This window comes from Pseudomonas sp. Bc-h (assembly GCF_002080045.1).
In the GTDB taxonomy this organism is placed as follows: Bacteria; Pseudomonadota; Gammaproteobacteria; order Pseudomonadales; family Pseudomonadaceae; genus Aquipseudomonas.
Genome location: NZ_MUIN01000007.1, coordinates 138,622 through 152,128 on the forward strand (window position 1 = coordinate 138,622; position 13,507 = coordinate 152,128).

The 13,507-nt window shown below is 60.9% G+C and carries 14 protein-coding genes; 6 read left to right on the forward strand and 8 right to left on the reverse strand.

Going from position 1 to position 13,507, the window contains the following annotated elements; translation table 11 throughout:
- Window positions 1-75 precede the first annotated feature (75 nt).
- Window positions 76-834, forward strand: a complete 759-nt coding sequence (locus tag BWR59_RS13510; RefSeq protein ID WP_168184488.1) for a GntR family transcriptional regulator — start codon at window positions 76-78, stop codon at window positions 832-834.
- A gap of 67 nt (window positions 835-901) precedes the next feature.
- On the opposite strand, the gene BWR59_RS13515 is transcribed toward BWR59_RS13510, so the two are convergent.
- Window positions 902-2,335, reverse strand: coding sequence for an NAD-dependent succinate-semialdehyde dehydrogenase (locus tag BWR59_RS13515; protein ID WP_081566142.1), 1,434 nt, complete (start codon window positions 2,333-2,335; stop codon window positions 902-904).
- A gap of 119 nt (window positions 2,336-2,454) precedes the next feature.
- On the reverse strand, window positions 2,455-2,751 hold the full coding sequence (locus BWR59_RS13520) for a helix-turn-helix domain-containing protein (RefSeq protein ID WP_081566143.1): 297 nt from the start codon (window positions 2,749-2,751) through the stop codon (window positions 2,455-2,457).
- Window positions 2,752-3,126: 375 nt separating this feature from the next.
- On the opposite strand from BWR59_RS13520, the gene BWR59_RS13525 reads away from it, so the two are divergent.
- Both BWR59_RS13525 and BWR59_RS13530 read left to right on the forward strand, forming a co-directional pair.
- On the forward strand, window positions 3,127-4,623 hold the full coding sequence (locus BWR59_RS13525) for a nucleobase:cation symporter-2 family protein (protein WP_081566144.1): 1,497 nt from the start codon (window positions 3,127-3,129) through the stop codon (window positions 4,621-4,623).
- Window positions 4,624-4,680: 57 nt separating this feature from the next.
- Entirely contained in the window at window positions 4,681-5,160 is a 480-nt protein-coding gene (locus BWR59_RS13530; protein WP_081566145.1) for an LEA type 2 family protein, read from the forward strand.
- Window positions 5,161-5,179: 19 nt separating this feature from the next.
- Here BWR59_RS13530 and BWR59_RS13535 read toward each other — a convergent pair whose 3' ends face one another.
- Entirely contained in the window at window positions 5,180-5,437 is a 258-nt protein-coding gene (locus tag BWR59_RS13535; RefSeq protein WP_081566146.1) for a hypothetical protein, read from the reverse strand.
- A 203-nt stretch (window positions 5,438-5,640) separates the two neighbouring features.
- Here BWR59_RS13535 and BWR59_RS13540 point away from each other — a divergent pair, with 203 nt between their 5' ends.
- Window positions 5,641-5,958, forward strand: a complete 318-nt coding sequence (locus BWR59_RS13540; protein ID WP_081566147.1) for a DUF883 family protein — start codon at window positions 5,641-5,643, stop codon at window positions 5,956-5,958.
- A gap of 135 nt (window positions 5,959-6,093) precedes the next feature.
- On the opposite strand, the gene BWR59_RS13545 is transcribed toward BWR59_RS13540, so the two are convergent.
- From BWR59_RS13545 to BWR59_RS13560, 4 genes are all read right to left on the reverse strand, one after another.
- Window positions 6,094-6,588: a hypothetical protein gene (locus tag BWR59_RS13545; protein WP_081566148.1), complete on the reverse strand. Its 495-nt coding sequence runs from the start codon at window positions 6,586-6,588 to the stop codon at window positions 6,094-6,096.
- Between the two features lie 96 nt (window positions 6,589-6,684).
- Window positions 6,685-7,038: a hypothetical protein gene (locus tag BWR59_RS13550; RefSeq protein ID WP_081566149.1), complete on the reverse strand. Its 354-nt coding sequence runs from the start codon at window positions 7,036-7,038 to the stop codon at window positions 6,685-6,687.
- Between the two features lie 111 nt (window positions 7,039-7,149).
- Entirely contained in the window at window positions 7,150-8,499 is a 1,350-nt protein-coding gene (gene dctA, locus BWR59_RS13555; RefSeq protein WP_081566150.1) for a C4-dicarboxylate transporter DctA, read from the reverse strand.
- Window positions 8,500-8,705: 206 nt separating this feature from the next.
- A complete protein-coding gene (locus BWR59_RS13560; protein WP_081566151.1) occupies window positions 8,706-9,878 on the reverse strand; it encodes a mandelate racemase/muconate lactonizing enzyme family protein in 1,173 nt (390 codons plus the stop codon).
- Between the two features lie 143 nt (window positions 9,879-10,021).
- On the opposite strand from BWR59_RS13560, the gene BWR59_RS13565 reads away from it, so the two are divergent.
- Window positions 10,022-10,891 carry a LysR family transcriptional regulator gene (locus tag BWR59_RS13565; protein ID WP_081566152.1) on the forward strand — a complete coding sequence of 290 codons (870 nt, stop codon included), beginning with the start codon at window positions 10,022-10,024 and terminating at the stop codon, window positions 10,889-10,891.
- Window positions 10,892-10,942: 51 nt separating this feature from the next.
- Here BWR59_RS13565 and pqqA read toward each other — a convergent pair whose 3' ends face one another.
- Window positions 10,943-11,014: a pyrroloquinoline quinone precursor peptide PqqA gene (pqqA, locus tag BWR59_RS13570; protein ID WP_074750225.1), complete on the reverse strand. Its 72-nt coding sequence runs from the start codon at window positions 11,012-11,014 to the stop codon at window positions 10,943-10,945.
- A 405-nt stretch (window positions 11,015-11,419) separates the two neighbouring features.
- On the opposite strand from pqqA, the gene BWR59_RS13575 reads away from it, so the two are divergent.
- Window positions 11,420-13,369 carry a sigma-54-dependent Fis family transcriptional regulator gene (locus tag BWR59_RS13575; RefSeq protein ID WP_081566153.1) on the forward strand — a complete coding sequence of 650 codons (1,950 nt, stop codon included), beginning with the start codon at window positions 11,420-11,422 and terminating at the stop codon, window positions 13,367-13,369.
- Window positions 13,370-13,507 lie beyond the last annotated feature (138 nt).

Genomic DNA, 13,507 nt, shown 5'->3' on the forward strand with positions numbered 1-13,507 from the left:
TTATGTCCGTACATAATTATTACTCGCTCCCCTGATACACTGTCAACTCGCTGTGGGGAGAGCTCGATGGAAGGCATCAGTCAAACGCGTTACGCCGTGGTCGCCAGGGATCTGATGGAAGGCATCAGCAGCGGTCGCTACCCCGTGGGTTCGTTGCTGCCAACGGAGTTCGAGCTGTGCGAGCTGTACGACGTGAGCCGCCACACGGTAAGAGCGGCGATTACCCAGTTGCAGAATCAGGGCATGGTCTCGCGACGCAAGCGCGTCGGCACCCGCGTGGAAGCGGCCACTCCGAGCGGCGGCTATTCACAATCGCTGGCATCGGTGGCGGATCTGGTGCATGTGGCGGAAACCCACATCCGGGATGTTCAGGAGGTTCGGCATTTTGTCGCCGACATCGCTCAGGGCCGGCGTCTGGGCCTCGAACCGGGGGCACATTGCTTTTGCATGTCGAGTATCAAGGTCGATGTGAGTCAGCGCAGTTCGCCGCTGTGCTGGACCGATGTCTACGCCGATGAGGTGTATGCCGAGGTCATTCCCCTCGCCGAGCAATGCCCTGGCGAACTGATCGCCGCGCTGATCGAGCGCGAGTTCGGGCGTCGGATCGATGCAGTGGATCAGCAGGTGCGGCCGGTGCAATTGAATGCCGAGCTGGCGACGCGGCTGAATGCAGCTGCGGGGTCGTTGGGGCTGAACATCATTCGTCAGTATCGGGATGAACAGGGTGGGTTGATTGCGGTGTCGGAGACGGTGTATCCGGATGACCGGTTTACCCTGGTGATGCAGATGAAGCGGGAGAAACGAGGGGGGATTGCGGATATGGGTTCTGCCTGAAGGCAGAATTCTTGCGCCGAGGGCGAAACAGGCCTGGCGTTAGCCAGGCCCTTTAGACACAACAACCTTACAAATTGAACACCGTCACCAGCTTGGTATTCAGATAAGCCTCGATCGCCTCGGTACCACCTTCAGATCCGTAACCCGAATCCTTGACCCCACCAAACGGCACCTCCACCAGACCAATCCCCTGATGGTTGATCGACAGCATTCCGGCCTCGATGCGCGTGCTGAGGATATGCGCAGTCTTCATCGACGAGGTGAACGCATAAGACGCCAGCCCGAACGGCACACGGTTGGACTCCTTGACCGCGTCCTCCACGGTATCGAAAGGCACCAGCAACGCCAACGGCCCGAACGGCTCTTCGCTCATCACACGCATTTCAGTGGTCAGGCCGCTGAGCACCGTCGGCTGGAAGAAATAGCCCGGCCCGTCGATGGTCTTGCCGCCAGTGTGCAGCTTCGCGCCCTTGTCGCACGCATCCTTGACCAGTGCCGACAACGCCGGAGCGCGGCGCTCGTTGGCCAGCGGGCCCATGGTCACGCCCTGCTCCAGGCCATTGCCGACTTTGACTTCGTGAGTCAGGCCGACGAACTTCTCGACGAATGCATCGAACACCCCGCGCTGCACCAGAATACGGGTCGGTGATACGCAAACCTGCCCCGCGTTACGGAACTTGGCACCGGCCAGCGTGCGGGCCGCAAGGTCGATATCGGCATCGTCGAACACCAGCGCCGGCGCATGACCGCCCAGCTCCATGGTCGCGCGCTTCATGTGCTGACCGGCCAGGGCCGCCAGTTGTTTGCCCACCGGTGTGGAACCGGTGAAGGTGACTTTCTTGATGGTGGGATGCGCGATCAGGTAGCTGGAAATCTGCGCCGGATCACCGTACACCAGGCCGATAACCCCGGCCGGAACGCCAGCGTCGATGAACGCGCGAATCAGCTCGGCAGGCGAAGCCGGAGTTTCTTCCGGGGCCTTGACGATGATCGAGCAACCCGCGGCCAGCGCCGACGACAGCTTGCGCACCACCTGGTTGATCGGGAAATTCCACGGCGTGAACGCTGCCACCGGGCCTACCGGTTCCTTGATGACTTTCTGCTCGACCGACACATTGCGCGACGGGACCAAACGGCCATAAGCGCGACGGCCCTCTTCGGCCAGCCAGTCGATGATGTCGGCGGCGGCGAGGGTTTCCATGCGCGCTTCGGCCAGGGGCTTGCCCTGTTCCTGGGTCATGATGCTGGCGATATTGTCCACCCGATCACGCAGCAGATCGGCGGCTTTCTGCATGATCTTGTAGCGATCGTAGGCCGGGGTGCTGCGCCAGGTTTCGAAGCCGCGTTCGGCGGCGGCCAGGGCCTGATCCAGATCGGCGATGCTGGCGTGGGCCACGGTGCCCAAGGTCTCGCCGGTTGCCGGGTTGAGCACATCTAGGGTGCGGCCGTCTTCACTGGCGCGCCATTGGCCGTCGATATACAGCTGAACGTCTGGGTACATAAGGAAGCTCCGGATGCGCCTGCGTGAGGCGTGGGAATGAACAAAGGCAGGCCGAGCAATTTACGGGCATATGCCAGCATTGGTCAAGGCAAGACCCGAGAATGTATGACGATGGCAATTCAACAGAACTGCATCAGTTGCTGGGCGTAAGCTCGCAGCACTTCGCGCTGCATCAGAAAGCTGGCGTACTTGCCTTCGCGCAGGGTGGAAATCAGCCCGGCGCGTTCCAGCTCCTTGGTGTGATGAGACACCGTGGCCGCGCTGACCGGATGGACTTTGAGCAGCTCGGCGCAAGGCACCGGTTCTGCTGAAGCACTGATCTGAACCAGAATCTGATAGCGCCTGCGGTCGGCCAGCGCGCGGGAGATCAACGAAATTTGCTGATCGGTCAACGGAAATTGATGTGCAGTGCTCATGAAGATCGTTACACCCCAGTTGAAACCTCCTTGTCGGGCCTTTTATAGAGAGTCGAACCTGTTAACGCTGACCTCCCCCGCAAAGCGTGCGTGAAGTTGGACGGCAACGGACTGCTCAAGGTTCACCGGCGACAGAATAAGCGTCTATCGCAGACCGGCGAAGTATTTTCTGGCATTCTGCGCGCCCTTTTTCCTACAGCCCTGCCTCCCGCTTATGCCAATTTTTTGTACACAATTTACAAAAGAATTGTTTTTCAATATGTCCACATGTTGTAGAGTCGCAAAACCTGACCAAACAGACAGCTTTTGTGTACGGGTCAGTCCAGCGTCAACTGCAAAGCCCACGACCGTATAAAAACAAATGGCAGGCTAAACATGACCACACCTCAAAGCGCTCCTCCGTCACGCCCCGCTTCAAGGAAGACAGACCTGATCTACGGCCTCAACGACCGGCCGCATTTCACTGCTGCGATCTTCGCCGCACTGCAACATGTGCTGGCCAGTTTCGTCGGCATCATCACCCCTACCCTGATCGTCGGCAGCGTCCTGGGACTGGACAGTGAAGTGCCCTACCTGATCAGCATGGCGCTGTTCGTCTCGGGGCTGGGCACCTTCGTTCAGGCCAAGCGTTTCGGCCCGATCGGCTCCGGCCTGCTGTGTCTGCAAGGCACCAGTTTTTCCTTCCTCAGCGTGATTCTCAGCGCCGGCTTTCTGGTCAAGAGTCGCGGCGGCGGCACCGAGGAAATCCTCTCGACCATTTTCGGCGTGTGTTTCTGCGCGGCATTCGTCGAGGTGGTACTGAGCCAGTTCATCGGCAAACTGCGCAAGTTGATCACCCCTGTGGTCACCGGCACCATCATTACCCTGATGGGCCTGTCGCTGCTCAAGGTGGCAATGACCGACATGGCGGGCGGCTTCGGCGCCACCGACCTGGGTTCGGCGACCAACCTCGGCCTTGCCGCACTGGTGTTGGGCACCATCGTAATCCTCAATCGTTTCAATATTCCGCTGCTACGGCTGAGCGCGATCATCATTGGCCTGACCCTCGGCTTCTGCGTCGCCTGGTACATGGGCCGCATCGATTTTGCGCACATGCCGCAAGTGCCGGTGATGAGCATTCCGATGCCGTTCAAATACGGTTTCTCGTTCGACCTGCTGGCGTTCATTCCGATTGCGGTGATCTTTCTGGTCTCGCCACTGGAAGCGGCCGGCGACTTGACCGCCAACTCGATGATCTCCCAGCAGCCAGTGAGCGGCCCGGTGTACATCCGCCGCATCAAGTCAGGCCTGTTGGCGGACGGCCTCAATTCTGCGATGGCCGCGACATTCAATAGCCTGCCGATGGTGACCTTCGCCCAGAACAACGGGGTGATTCAGCTGACCGGTGTTGCCAGCCGTTATGTGGCGTTCTTCATCGCCGGGATTCTGGTGTTGCTGGGCCTGTTCCCGATCATTGGCGCGGTGCTGCAACTGATGCCCAAGCCGGTGCTGGGTGGCGCGACACTGATCATGTTCGGCACCGTGGCCGTGGCGGGAATCAAGATTCTTTCCGAAGCCGGTCTGCATCGACGCAACATGCTGATCGTGGCGATTTCGCTGGGCATGGGCCTGGGTGTGGCGGCGGTGCCGGAAGTGCTGCGCGAGCTGCCCAAGGCGCTGCACAACATCTTCGAATCGCCGATCACCGTGGGCGCGTTCTGCGCGATCATCCTCAACATCTTTCTGCCGGAGGAATACGTGGAGGAAGAGATCACCGAGTTCGATCCCGAAGCATCTACCGTCAAGGTGTTGCAGGATCCCGTTCATGAGTCCGGCAAAAGCCCTGAAACAGAACCTCTCTCCCCCCGCGCGGTCGCACAGTTGAACCGCTAGGCTGTCTGGCAGGGGCGCAATCGCGCCCCTGCAAGCCTCGGCAACTGGAGCACCTCGATGTCGCTACGCCCGATCCGCACCCTTTTTACGTGTCTGCTGCTGGTGGCGCTGAGCGCTTGCGCGCTGTTCCCCAATCGCGACCCATTGAACATCAATGTCGTCGGCATCGAGCCGTTGCCCGGGCAGGATCTGGAAGTCCGCTTCGCGGTGAAACTGCGCCTGCAGAACCCCAACGACACGGACATCCAGTACGACGGCGTGGCGTTGAATCTGGACGTCAACGGCAAGTTGCTGGCCTCCGGCGTGAGCGACCAGAAAGGCACGATCACGCGGTTTTCCGAGGGTGTGCTGACCGTACCGGTGACGGTTTCTGCCTTCGCCGCGCTGCGCCAGGCGGTGGGCCTGGCCGACAAGCAAAGCCTGGACAACCTGCCCTATGAATTGCACGGCAAGCTGGCCGGTGGGTTGTTCGGCACCATGCGCTTCCATGACAGCGGGACGCTGAGCCTGCCGCAGCCAGCGGACGGGAGCTGGTAGCGCAAACGGTGCAGCGGCGTTATCCGCGGGCGGCAGCCACCAGACGATTGACTTCAGCGCGCACCATGTTGGCGTACTCAGGCGGCGACATGCCGTCAAGCTCGGCGCGCACCCATTCCGACCATTTGCCCTTGCGCTTGGCGCGCTCGCCCATCAGCCGGGCGGCTTCGCCCTTGGCCTTGCCCAGATTGCTCTGCCACAGGTCGAACAGGCGGGACTTTTCGTCCTCGATCTCGGCGCGCTCGGCAAGAGATTTGTTGGCCAGGTTGAAACTCATGACATTACCTCTGTGTGCAAAAAACAAAACGCGTTATCACAAGCCGATGACGGCTCAAAAGCGTCAGCATCTTACACCCGACGACGCCCCTGCCCGATCACATTCGTCGCACTTTTTGCGCCGGGCCGGAAATACGCTGCAACTTTTCCGGACCCGCACGACTCCATTGCTCACTGCCATCATCAACTGAAAGGAAATTTGCCATGGCTCGTAAAACTGCTGCCCAGACCGCCGCCGAACAGATCAAGGATCAAGCATTCAGCGAGTTGGCGGCCCTTATTGAAGAGTCCGACAAACTGCTCAAGGACAGCGCCGCGCTGGTCGGCGAAGAGGCGGAAACCGTGCGTGAACAGCTGAGCCTGAAGCTCAAGCAGGCACTGGATTCGGTGGGCAGCGTGCGTGATCGCACCAAGCCTGCCGTTGAAGCCACCGAAACCTACATCGGTGGCCACCCATGGCAGACCGTGGCTGTTTCTGCCGGCTTCGGTCTGGTGGTGGGGCTGCTGCTCGGTCGTCGTTGATCGACGCCGCGAAAACGCTGCTCGTCTCTGAAAGACATGAACACCTGAAGTACTCCGGCCTGCCGGCGGCGGCGACCTTGAGAACGCCGCCGCCGGCAGGCCGGAACGCTACAGGAAAGACCTGATGACCGACCTTCACCCCTGCCGCTGCGGCACCACAGCTTGCAGCAGTCTGCCGAACTGATCGGCAGTAAACGCCACCGGCTCCGAATCCTTCACTCCCACCGCCTTCTTCAGCATCCAGTCGCGGCCACCTGACTCACGCTGCAGGCTGTATTTTTCCTGACCGTGCAGGCTGACGCCACTCAACGAAAGACTCACCTGCCCCTTCGACCCCATCGCATCGGGCACGAACGCAACTTCATGGGTTCCCAGGAAGAAACTCATGCGGCGGGTGATAAACGGGGAATTTTCGTCGGGATAGCCCTTGCTCTGAGCCAGATGCGGCTCGTATTCGAAGTGGGTCTGACCCGCCTCGACCAGAGGCTTGAGCCAGTCTTCGACCTGCAGATACAGGGCTTCGATGCTGGCATTCCATTGCGCCAGATCGTCTTGAAAGCGTTGGTGCTTCTGTTCCTCGTAGCGCTGATTAGCCATCAGCAACTCACTCAGGCGTTGAATCTCGTCCATAACGGCGATTCCCGGTTCACGTGCTCGAGTATTCGAGCGCGTGAACTGAGGGTGGCACAGCAACGATAGGCTGTCGCGTTACATCGTCGGGAGGGATCAGGGCTTGGGCGGTATGACTTCCAGCTGCGACAGGCGATGGCCCTTGACCAAGGCGGCATCGATATCGGTCTTGGCCTTTTCGGCGACGTCCTGAGACTCGAACGGCCCGATCATCACCACTTCCTTGCCATCGACCTTGACCACATACGAGGGGTAGTGATGCTCGACCAGCCAGTACGTCATGTCGCTCAGGGCTTCTTTAAGATGGACGCGGATGGTCCATTGCGGCGAAGCCGGGGTCGGGGCTTCTGCGACTGAATCGGTTGTCTGGACCTTGGCCGGAGTAGCCGGCTTGCCACCATCGCAGCCCGCCAGCATCAATACCGCCACCATCATTGCCATCTTGCGCACGTCTGTCGCTCCTCGTCTGAAGTGGCGAGAGTCTACCACTGCGGATCAGGACGAGTGCTCACTCGGCAGGCTGACCGGCGGCGAAAGCCACCGACGGCCAGCGTTCGGCCCTCAGACCTGCGACTTTCCGACGCGGGCCGGGCTCAGCGAATCGTTGCCAGTTGTTGCAGGCTTGCGCGTCTTGCCCGCGCGCTCGTTCATCGCGGCGATTTCTTCCATCGCCCTGGCCTTGTCGAACGAGCCGTCCCATTTGGCAATGGCGATGGTGCCGATGCCGTTACCGATCAGGTTGGTGACCGCTCGCGCTTCGTTGAGGAAACGATCGACCCCCAGCAGCAGCACCAGACCGATCATGGGAATGCCATGGAACACCGACAAGGTTGCCGCCAGCGTCACGAACCCGGCACCGGCCACACCAGCCGAGCCCTTGGAGGTCAGCAACAGAACGCCCAGCACCGTCAGTTGATCCCATAAGGTCAGCGGCGTGTTGGTGGCCTGGGCGACGAAAATGGCCGCCATGGTCAGGTAGATACAGGTGCCGTCGGAGTTGAAGGTGTAGCCGGTGGGCAGGACCATGCCGACCACGGACTTCTCGCAACCGAGCTTCTCCAGTTTGACCATCATTCGCGGCAGCACGGCTTCGGTAGAGCAGGTGCCGAGGGTGACCAGAATTTCATCCTTGAAATAGCGCAGGAACTGCATCAACGGCAGGCCCGACCAGCGCGCCACGGCCCCGAGAATAACCACGATAAAAATCAGCGTCGTGGCATACAGCGCCACCAGCAACTGCCCCAGCGACAGCAGCGTACCGATGCCGTATTTGCCGATGGTAAACGCCATCCCTGCCCCGGCGCCCAACGGTGCCAGACGCATGACCATGGCCACCACGCGAAACAGACTCTGCAACAGCATGTCGATGACATTGACCAGAGGTTTGACCGGCTCACCGATCTGCACCAGCGCCACGCCCATCAGCACCGACACCAGGATCACCTGGAGCATCGCGCCCTTGGCGAAGGCGTCGAACAGCGTAGTCGGGATGATGTTCATGAAGAAGTCGACCACCCCGCCCTGCGCGGCCGCAGCCTGGGTGTAGCCGGAGATGGCGCTGCCGTTGATGGTGTTGACGTCGATGTTCATGCCCACGCCGGGCTTGAGGATGTTGACCACTACCAGGCCGATGACCAGCGCCAGGGTCGAGAGTACCTCGAAGTAGATCAGTGCCTTGGCACCGATGCGCCCGACTTCCTTGACGCTGCCCATCTTGGCGATGCCAACCACCACGGTGCCGAAGATGATCGGCGCGAGCAGCATCTTGATCAGCTTGATGAAGCCATCGGCGAAGGGTTGCAACTTGGCGCCGATGTCGGGGAGGAAGAAGCCGATGGTTCCGCCGATGACGATACCGATCAGCACCTGGACGTAGAGCTGGGAATACCAGCGTGGAGAAGCCTGTTCCATGGAGTGCCTCACTGTTGTTTTTGTATGAGGGGAAAGGACTGCTGTTTGCGTCTGTATGACACGCGGTGTGCCTGAAGGAATGCTTGATCTTGTGGGAGGGAGCTTGCTCGCGAAGGCGCCAGTACAGCCGCCACACGTGTAGCGGCTGATCGATAGCCTTCGAGCAAGCTCCCTCCCACAGAGGACTGATTACCCGTAAACCAGGGTTAAACGCCTTCGCCCAGTTCGCGCATCACCGCGTACAGCGCCGACTTGGCCTCGAAGCCCACGCCCGGGATGTCCGGCAGGCCGACGTAGCTGTTCTCGACGCGGATGCCATCGGCAAAACCACCGAACGGCTGGAACACGTCCGGGTAGGACTCGTTGCCGCCCAGATGCAGGCCGGCGGCGATGTTCAGCGACATCTGGTGACCGCCGTGGGGCACGACGCGGCGCGAAGACCAGCCCAGCTCTTTCATCACGTCCAGGGTGCGCAGGTATTCAACCAGGCCGTAGGACAGCGCGCAGTCAAATTGCAGGAAATCGCGATCAGGGCGCATGCCGCCATGACGCAGCAGGTTGCGGGCGTCCTGGTGAGAGAACAGGTTTTCCCCGGTGGCCATCGGCAGATCGTAGTGGCTGGCCAGCTCCGCTTGCAGGGCGTAGTCCAGCGGATCGCCGACTTCTTCGTACCAGAACAGGTTGTACGGCTTGATCGCTTCGGCGTAGGCAATACCGGTCTTCAGATCGAAACGGCCGTTGGCGTCCACCGCCAGACGTTGCCCGTCGCCCACCACTTCCAGTACCGCTTCGATCCGGCGCAGGTCTTCAGCCAGCGGCACGGCGCCGATCTTCATTTTCACCACGTCGTAGCCACGGTCCAGGTAGCTCTGCATTTCGGCCTTGAGCTTGGTCTGGTCCTTGCCCGGGTAGTAATAACCGCCAGCGGCGTAGACCCAAACCTTGTCGTCCGCCACGCCGTCACGATAACGGTCGGCCAGCAGGCGATACAGCGGCTTGCCTTCGATCTTCGCGACCGCGTCCCAGACCGCCATATCGATGGTACCCACCGCCACCGAACGCTCGCCATGACCGCCCGGTTTTTCGTTGGTCATCAAGGCTTTCCAGATAGCGAACGGATCAAGGTTGTCGTGTTCCTTGTCGATCAGCGATTCAGGGTCGGCTTCCAGCACCCGGGCCAGAAAACGGTCGCGCATCAAAGCGCCCTGTCCGTAGCGCCCATTGGAGTTGAAGCCATAACCGATCACCGGCTTGCCGTCGCGAATGACGTCAGTCACCACCGCGACCACGGAGCAGGTCATCTTGGAAAAGTCGATGTAGGCATTGGCAATCGGCGAGGCAATGGAAACGGTTTTCTCGCGGATATCGACGATACGCATGGGTAACTCCTGTTGTTATTTGTGAGCGTTTTCGTGAATGTTTTCGTGAATAGCGTCAGCAGGTGATGGGCTCACTCTAGGGCTGGACCTTTTGCTGCGGCCAATGCTAAAAACGCGGCACTCAATGCGCGGACGGCATCACGATGGAATTGGTCTGGCTGGAAGATTTCAACGCACTGGCGCAAAGCGGCAATTTTTCCCGCGCCGCCGAACTGCGCCACGTCACGCAACCGGCGTTCAGTCGCCGGATTCGGGCGCTGGAAACCTGGGTGGGGGTCGATCTGTTCGACCGCACTACACAGGGAGCGACCCTCACCGATGCCGGTCGGCACATGCTCGGCAGCGCTCAGGAGATGACCCGGCGCCTGTACCAGATGCGCCAGGAAGCCCGCGAAGTCGCCGGAAAAGAAGCCCGAACGCTGCATTTCGCCGCCACGCATTCGCTGTCGTTCACCTTCTTTCCCGGCTGGGTTCGGGCAGCGGAACGCAGCAGCCCGATCGAGGCAATTCGTTTGCACTCGGACAACATGCGGGTCTGCGAACAGATGCTGCTGGGGGGCGACGTCCAGTTCCTGTTGTGCCATCAGCACCCGGACGTGCCGCCGCAATTCGCCGCGCAGTCCTTTCATTCAAAAGTGGTGGGCAGCGACTGGCTGATGCCGTTGCAGGCCCAGCAGATCGAGCACTCTTCAGGCACTGAACCGCTTTCATTGCTGGGCTACACGGCGGAGTCCGGGCTGGGCCGGATCGTCTCGGCGCGCCTGCGCCAGGAGGCGTCACCGCCGAGCCTGCACACCGTGTTCAGCTCGCACCTGGCGGCGGTACTGCTGTCCATGGCCCTGGAAGGCAAAGGCTTCGCGTGGTTGCCCAAGACCCTGGCCGAGCCCGAGATCGCCAGTGGCAAACTGGTCCGCGCGCTGGATGAGCACTGGGACATTCCGGTAGAGATTCGCCTGTTCCGCCCAACGATGGCCTTGAGCGCCTTCGCCGAAGAGTTTTGGGCGAAGCTCTAGCGCCGCTCCATCAAAAAAGCCCCGCGGCTTGGCGGGGCTTTCGATCAGCGTTCAACGGCTGGCGAAGTACATGGTGACTTCGAAGCCGATGCGCAGGTCGGTGTAGGTCGGTTTGGTCCACATAGGCAGCACTCCCTGACAAGACCGGGACAGTCCGGCAGCCCTGTTATACCCCAATGCGCAAAGCCTGCAAGACCGGCTTATTGTCTGAGTCGCGCTCGCCTCGCAACACACCCGCTACAGTTGTAGCGCCGCTGCAACGGCCGTCGCGCAACGGTTTTGCCGCAGCCGACCGATCAGTCGCAAAACAGAGGCCTCACAGCATCGGCCCTTGCGCCGGTACGGGTTTTGCTGGGGTGTCTTCGCTTTCCGGGATTATTTTTTGTAACAAGCGAATTTTTCATCAAAAGCTAGTCTGAGACATTACGCCTGCCGTCAAGACCGTTCGCGGCCCTGTCCCTTGAGCCATGAAAAACAATAATTTATGCGCTGCCACCGCCAGGTTGCAGACGCATCAGGAGAATCGCCATGTCCTTGCAGACCACGGGCAATGCACCCGCTGATCTCAACGCCTTCGTCGGAGACTATTTCCCTGACCGCAGCCTGCCTTCCGACGGCCTGATCGTGCAGTCGTGGTATCGCAGCGTCGTCGAGCACGGCCTGGAGCCCGCCGGGCGCGGCAACAAGGTGATCCTCAGCGCCGCCGAAATCCATCGCCATCAGGAATTCCATCACGACTACATGACCATTGCCGGGCAAGGCGTCAGCGGCCTGGCCAAGCGTGTCGGTCAGGCCGGTTTCGCAGTGCTGCTCAGCGACGAACACGGCATCGCCCTCGACTCCCGGGTGCCGACCACCGGCAGCGCCTACACCGACTCCGGGCTGATTGTCGGTTCACGCTGGGACGAATCCCTGGTGGGCACCAACGGCATCGGTACCGGGCTGGCCTCGGGCAGCGCGCTGATCATTCACCGCGACGAGCACTTCCTGCGTGAGAACGACCGCCTCAGTTGCTCAGTCTCGCCGATCTTCGATTCGCTGGGCAATGTCCGCGGTTGCCTGAACGCCTCGTGCCTGAACAGCAACGGCCCGAAAGAGGCGCAATACCTGACTCTGCAATTGGTGATCATGTATGCGCGGATGATCGAAAACGCCTACTTCCGCCACAGCCATCGCAACACCCTGACACTGATGATCAAGCCCTGCGAGGAGATCAGCGACCTGGCCAACGAGCAGTTGCTGGCACTGGACGATCAGGGTCGGGTGATCGGTGCCAATCGTGCGGCCTTCGTCGAGCATCAGACCCACGGTCACGGCCTGTTGCTCGGCCGCCGGCTGGATGATCTGCTGCCGGTGGACGTCGATGAACTGCTGCGCCTGTGCAACGGCGGCGCCAATGCCACGCGTTTGCGCGCCGGGCAGCGGCTGGTGGAGGTCGGGCTGCGCATGCCGGTCAAGGTTCGCTCCCCTCGCCAGCCGGAACCGCAGCCTGCGGCGATCATCCATCGCGCACCGACACTGGAACGCCTGGCCGGTGCCGATGCCCGCCTGCAACAGAGCGTGGCGCGCCTGCACAAGGTGCTCGACAAGGACTTGCCGATTCTGATCAACGGCGAAACCGGCACCGGTAAAGAAGCCTTTGCCCGGGCGATTCACCTCGCCAGTGGGCGTCGCGCGGGCCCTTTCGTGGCGCTCAACTGTGCGGCCATTCCGGAGACGTTGATCGAGAGCGAACTGTTTGGCTATCGCAGCGGCAGCTTTACCGGCGCCAGCAAGAAAGGCATGAAGGGCAAGCTGGAAATCGCCAATGGCGGTACGTTGTTTCTCGACGAAATCGGCGATATGCCTGCGCACTTGCAGACCCGCTTGCTGCGGGTACTCGCCGAACGCGAGATCTCCCCGCTGGGTGCCGATACCCCGCTGCCGCTGGACATTCAGGTGATTTCCGCGACCCACCAGAATCTGACGCAAATGGTGGCCGGCAAGCGCTTTCGCGAGGACCTGTTTTACCGCCTGAACGGCATGACCCTGCAGCTGCCGGCGTTGCGCGAGCGCAGTGATATCCGTCTGTTGATCGAATCAGTGTTGCGCGATCAACCGGGTGGAGAAAAATGCCGCATCGACGCCACCTGCATGAAACGGCTGAGCCGCTATGCCTGGCCGGGCAATATCCGCCAGTTGATCAATGTGCTGCGCTACGCCGTGGCGCTGGCCGAGGATGGCTGGATCGATGCTGAGTGTCTGCCCGCTGAGGTGCTCGATCAAGGGCCTCAGGATCAGGCGCTACCGAGCGCGGTGGAAAGCCGACCGCCGTTGGCGCAACTGACCGCCGACGACGAGGGGCAACGCTTGCTCGAAGCCCTGCGTCGGCACCAGTGGAACATCACCGGCGTCGCCGATGAGTTTGCGGTGGCGAGATCGACGCTGTATCGCAAGATGAAGAAGTACCGGATCGTGCAGCCGAATCGAGTGGGTTAGCACGGCTGCATACCTGATAGAACCACGTTGGCCGACGACTGCGTTGTGCCTGAAACACCGCCTCGCTGCCGTCGTGACCTCCGGCGTCTCCCACAGGGGGCTTGATGCAGTCATGACCTCGTGGGCNTGGCCGACGAC

Bases quoted from the DNA above. Each gene is read 5' to 3' on its own strand.
- BWR59_RS13530 (WP_081566145.1), top strand. From the start codon at position 4,681: ATGTCGCTACGCCCGATCCGCACCCTTTTTACGTGTCTGCTGCTGGTG.
- BWR59_RS13560 (WP_081566151.1), bottom strand. From the start codon at position 9,878: ATGCGTATCGTCGATATCCGCGAGAAAACCGTTTCCATTGCCTCGCCG.
- BWR59_RS13545 (WP_081566148.1), bottom strand. From the start codon at position 6,588: ATGGACGAGATTCAACGCCTGAGTGAGTTGCTGATGGCTAATCAGCGC.
- BWR59_RS13540 (WP_081566147.1), top strand. From the start codon at position 5,641: ATGGCTCGTAAAACTGCTGCCCAGACCGCCGCCGAACAGATCAAGGAT.
- BWR59_RS13535 (WP_081566146.1), bottom strand. From the start codon at position 5,437: ATGAGTTTCAACCTGGCCAACAAATCTCTTGCCGAGCGCGCCGAGATC.
- dctA (WP_081566150.1), bottom strand. From the start codon at position 8,499: ATGGAACAGGCTTCTCCACGCTGGTATTCCCAGCTCTACGTCCAGGTG.
- BWR59_RS13575 (WP_081566153.1), top strand. From the start codon at position 11,420: ATGTCCTTGCAGACCACGGGCAATGCACCCGCTGATCTCAACGCCTTC.
- BWR59_RS13525 (WP_081566144.1), top strand. From the start codon at position 3,127: ATGACCACACCTCAAAGCGCTCCTCCGTCACGCCCCGCTTCAAGGAAG.
- BWR59_RS13565 (WP_081566152.1), top strand. From the start codon at position 10,022: ATGGAATTGGTCTGGCTGGAAGATTTCAACGCACTGGCGCAAAGCGGC.
- BWR59_RS13515 (WP_081566142.1), bottom strand. From the start codon at position 2,335: ATGTACCCAGACGTTCAGCTGTATATCGACGGCCAATGGCGCGCCAGT.
- BWR59_RS13520 (WP_081566143.1), bottom strand. From the start codon at position 2,751: ATGAGCACTGCACATCAATTTCCGTTGACCGATCAGCAAATTTCGTTG.